This window comes from Paenibacillus sp. Marseille-Q9583 (assembly GCF_976954365.1).
On the sequence record NZ_CDRJTB010000138.1, the window covers coordinates 1 to 4,109 of the forward strand.

The 4,109-nt window shown below is 39.3% G+C and carries 5 protein-coding genes; 3 read left to right on the forward strand and 2 right to left on the reverse strand.

Annotation, left to right across the window (positions count from 1 at the left end; genetic code table 11):
• Nucleotides 1–1,110 (forward strand): alpha/beta hydrolase family protein (locus ACWNM1_RS30260; protein WP_449603883.1); only part of this gene is annotated, 1,110 nt, incomplete at its 5' end.
• A 94-nt stretch (nucleotides 1,111–1,204) separates the two neighbouring features.
• On the opposite strand, the gene ACWNM1_RS30265 is transcribed toward ACWNM1_RS30260, so the two are convergent.
• Complete coding sequence (locus ACWNM1_RS30265; protein WP_449603884.1) at nucleotides 1,205–1,585, reverse strand: VOC family protein; 381 nt, start codon at nucleotides 1,583–1,585, stop codon at nucleotides 1,205–1,207.
• 221 nt (nucleotides 1,586–1,806) lie between these two features.
• On the opposite strand from ACWNM1_RS30265, the gene ACWNM1_RS30270 reads away from it, so the two are divergent.
• Both ACWNM1_RS30270 and ACWNM1_RS30275 read left to right on the forward strand, forming a co-directional pair.
• Entirely contained in the window at nucleotides 1,807–2,844 is a 1,038-nt protein-coding gene (locus ACWNM1_RS30270) for an NADH:flavin oxidoreductase/NADH oxidase (protein WP_449603885.1), read from the forward strand.
• A gap of 164 nt (nucleotides 2,845–3,008) precedes the next feature.
• Nucleotides 3,009–3,446 carry a MarR family winged helix-turn-helix transcriptional regulator gene (locus tag ACWNM1_RS30275; RefSeq protein ID WP_081951075.1) on the forward strand — a complete coding sequence of 146 codons (438 nt, stop codon included), beginning with the start codon at nucleotides 3,009–3,011 and terminating at the stop codon, nucleotides 3,444–3,446.
• Nucleotides 3,447–3,567: 121 nt separating this feature from the next.
• On the opposite strand, the gene ACWNM1_RS30280 is transcribed toward ACWNM1_RS30275, so the two are convergent.
• Nucleotides 3,568–4,104, reverse strand: coding sequence for a GNAT family N-acetyltransferase (locus ACWNM1_RS30280; RefSeq protein ID WP_449603886.1), 537 nt, complete (start codon nucleotides 4,102–4,104; stop codon nucleotides 3,568–3,570).
• Nucleotides 4,105–4,109 lie beyond the last annotated feature (5 nt).

Sequence of the window (4,109 nt, forward strand, 5' to 3'; positions counted from 1 at the left end):
AATATAGTGAACGAGGAAGAATGGAGTGGAACCATGGGAGTTTTTCGAAAAGTTGAAGTATTAACGGATTACACGCACAAGGGTACGTTCCAAGAAGAGTCAGAGCCCAGAAAAATCGTGATAAGTATTTATTATCCGGATACGGATGGTTTGCTCGATAACAACGAATCTGAAATGAAATATATGGATCTTTTCCGGCCCTGTGAACAACAAGCAAGAGAAATTCTACAAGATATTGGAATGAATATGGATATCATAGATGGATTATCCACCTCAATCAGCGAGGGAGAATTGCAACAAAAATCCAAACGATCCTATCCTGTCATTATATACTCTCCTGCACTAGGCTTAGATAGAGATATGTATATTTACAATATACAAGCGCTGGTAAAGCTAGAATTCATAGTGGTAACCGTCAGTGCTGCTTATGAAGCCATGTTTACAGTTAGTCCAAGTGGAGAATTTATGAATCAATCAGAGGTCATGAGGACAATACAGGCTACAGATTATAGCGAATTACATCACTTAATTTCTATTCGAAAAAAGGATATAAAGTATGTATTAGATCACCTATCCAATCTGAATTCAAGAATGGAAAGTTTTGATATGGACAAGGTTGGCATTATTGGACATTCAATAGGCGGTGCTACTGCATTAGATTTAACTATGGAAGATGATAGAATTAAAGCCGCAATTTTATTAGATGCAAGTATGCATTTATATATTGAGAATGAAGCGAAGAATACGGTACCCCTACTTGTAATAAGGCAAAAAGCTTCTACTTTAGAATCCTTAAGCATTCTTTTACAGGAAAAAATAGCAAATGATTTCATCAATGGACAAGAGAAGCTTTTTCGGAATTGGAATGGATATAAGTCTTTTCTGAAAATACGAAAGGCAACGCATATGTCCTTTAGTGATATGCCTCTTTTTGAGGAGGACGAGACTTTATATCAAAGAACATGTGGAATTCATAATCAGATAAATGAGCTTGTAGCTAATTTTTTTCAAGAGCATCTATTGAATCAGGGGAATGCTTATTCTAGATTGATTAGTCATAATCATAGTGATTTCTGTGAGATCAATGGTAGTGGAGAAGAAATTCTGTGAACTAGCATACAGGATTTCAAGGGATGTTCGTGTGGGTAAGAAGCCAGAGGTCTCTTTTGAAAAATAAGAAAAACGGCCGAGGGCCGTTTTTTTCTTATCCTTTAATCCCAAAAGCAATCCAGCGCCCATCAACATCTTCAATAACAAATTCCTTGTTGTTATAGTCGGTGTTGGCTAATGCTCGGACAATGTTAACACCAGCCGCTTCAAATTCTTTCTCCAATTGCTCTTGCTGTTTCGTAATAAAATAGGCATCGTAACCATAGCCATACAATTCTCGATTAGGAATAACCCTTTGTCCATGGGATTGAGTAAGGATAATTTCTGTATCATCACGATAGAGGCAAACATGCGGTTCTTCCGTATCTAAATAGGGCACAACTTGAAAGCCTAAGTACTGATTGTAATAAGCAGCGGTGCGCTCAATATTCAGGGTAGGAAAGATACTATGTGATTGTAAAAGCTTTTTGTCCACTTGTGAGTTCATCCTTTCTAAGAAAATAGATACCCATATATTACCGTGCGACAAAGATTTCAACAATACGTGGAGTTATTAAACCGCAGGAGACATTCATGGTTGACACCATAGATATTCTATAATAATATACATGCATGAGCATACATTTATTAATTTCTGCTAAAACATGTTTTTAATGTTCATAATACATTTAGTTTTTTATAAAGAGGAGAGATATCATGAAGAACTTGTTTACCCCTTATGAAATGAAGGATTTGAAATTGAAGAATCGCGTGGTCATGCCTCCAATGTGTCAGTATTCAGTGACTAACAAGGACGGAATTGCTACCGATTGGCATTATAATCATTACGTAAGCCGCGCCATTGGAGGAACAGGATTAATTATTATTGAAATGACCGATGTAGAGCCTGATGGCCGAATTACTGATTTTGACCTTGGCATTTGGTCCGATGAGCAAATACCTGCATTGGCTAGAATTGTTGATGCTTGTCATGCTTATGGGGCAAAAGTAGGTATTCAAATTGCTCATGCTGGGCGTAAGGCAGAAGATGCAGCAGTTCCTGTATCCTCTTCTGCCGTTCCATTTGATGCTGACTCCAAAACACCACGTGCCCTAACGACTGAAGAAGTGAAGGGTATGGTTGAAAAATTTCGGCTCAGTGTGAAGCGTGCGATTCAAGCGGGGTTTGATGTTATCGAGCTTCATGGTGCGCACGGTTACCTTATTCATCAGTTCCATTCACCACTAACGAATCAAAGAACAGATGAATATGGCCAAGATTTGACCTTGTTTGGTACTGAAATCATTCGTGCAGCAAAAAGTGAAATGCCTGAAGGAATGCCATTGATCATGCGTATCTCAGCTCAAGAATATGTAGAGGGCGGATACGGCATTAAAGAAAGCTTGGCATTTAGTAAAGCTTATAAAGAAGCTGGCGCAGATATTTTCCATATCAGTGCAGGTGGTGAAGGTCCTATCGCGGCTGCTGGCAAGCCAGGAACACATGCGGCGTATCAAGTTCCTTTGGCAAGAGAGATCAAATATGGTTTGAATGTACCGGTGATTGCTGTAGGCAGATTGGATGAACCTGCTCTTGCTAATGCAGTCATTGGGAATGAGGAAGCAGATCTTGTTGCAGTGGGTCGGGGGATGCTGAGAAATCCATATTGGACGCTGGAGGCTGGGGTTGAGCTTCAGCAAGACCCTGGTATTCCTCGGCAGTATGCCTTTGGATTTCCTAGAATTAAAGGCTAAGGAATAACGAAATTAAATGGAATGATTTGAAAAGACCGACTTCTTGAAGAAACGGTCTTTTCTCTTTTTTGGATTAAGCTTGGCACAATGGATGTGGAGTGTAGTACTATTATATAGAAGAAAAAATTCATGAATAGTCATACGCTCAGGAGATGAATAGATAGATGGACAAAATTCTTAACAATGACCTTATCGCGAATTGGTTGACGTTAACGCATATACAAATGAATGTGACGAATGAATTAGAAGTTAATTTGCAAGCGAATCATGGGTTATCTTTAAAAGAGTTCTACTTGTTATTATTCTTGTCGGAAGCCCCAGAGAAAAAACTGAAATTGCAGAAACTTGAATCCATGGTTGGTTTAAGCCAAAGTGCCGTTTCACGTCTAGTTAGCCGGTTTGAAGCCAAGGGCTGCGGAGCCTTAGAGAGAAAAGCATGCGACAGTGATCGCAGAAGTATTTATACCTCCCTAACCTCCATTGGTGAGGCCAAGCTCATCCGTGCACAAGAAACCTTTAAAGACACGCTAATGAAGGCATTCCCGGAAAAAGATGTGGAACAGCTTCTAGCGCAAATGCTTCGTATGAAGCAGCAATCATGAATCAGCTCAAAAAAACCTCTGTTTAGAAAATGGATCGTATCTCCATTTCCCTGCAGAGGTTTTTTGCTTGTGTTGTAATCTATCAAAAGTGTGCTTGCATTCATTATGCCTTCTATTGCCATTACCGCTTAGAAAGCTGGTAATAATTATAACTTTCATTTTCAATCGTAATTTCATTCATTAAGTCGAAGTCACATTTTTGTATGACTCTATTTGAGGGCGTATTGTGTACCAAAGCAATAGCGTTTAATACATCGGTAGAAGTGTGCTCAAACAAATACTTAATTAACCCCTTGGCAGCTTGTGTGGTATACCCTTTGCCGCGATGATCCTTGGATATGGCATACATGATTTCTCTGTTCGGAGCGGGTAATTCATCCTTCATTCCTGTACAGCACCAACCGATAAACTCATTTGTCTCTTTTAAAATAATGCCTAAACGAAGACGAAGCTCCCCGATATTTCCATCCGCTGAGACCGCTTGTAGAAACTGTTGGTTTTCTTTTATTTCATAGTTTATTAACCAATCTAGCCGTTGTTCTTTAGGGACATTCCAGTCGGGCAGAAATTCTATGATTTCAGGCTGCGTGGTAAGTGCGTGAAACTCGTCTAAATCCTCCACCCTAAACTCTCGTAACAGGATATCTTTACATTCAATTGTAA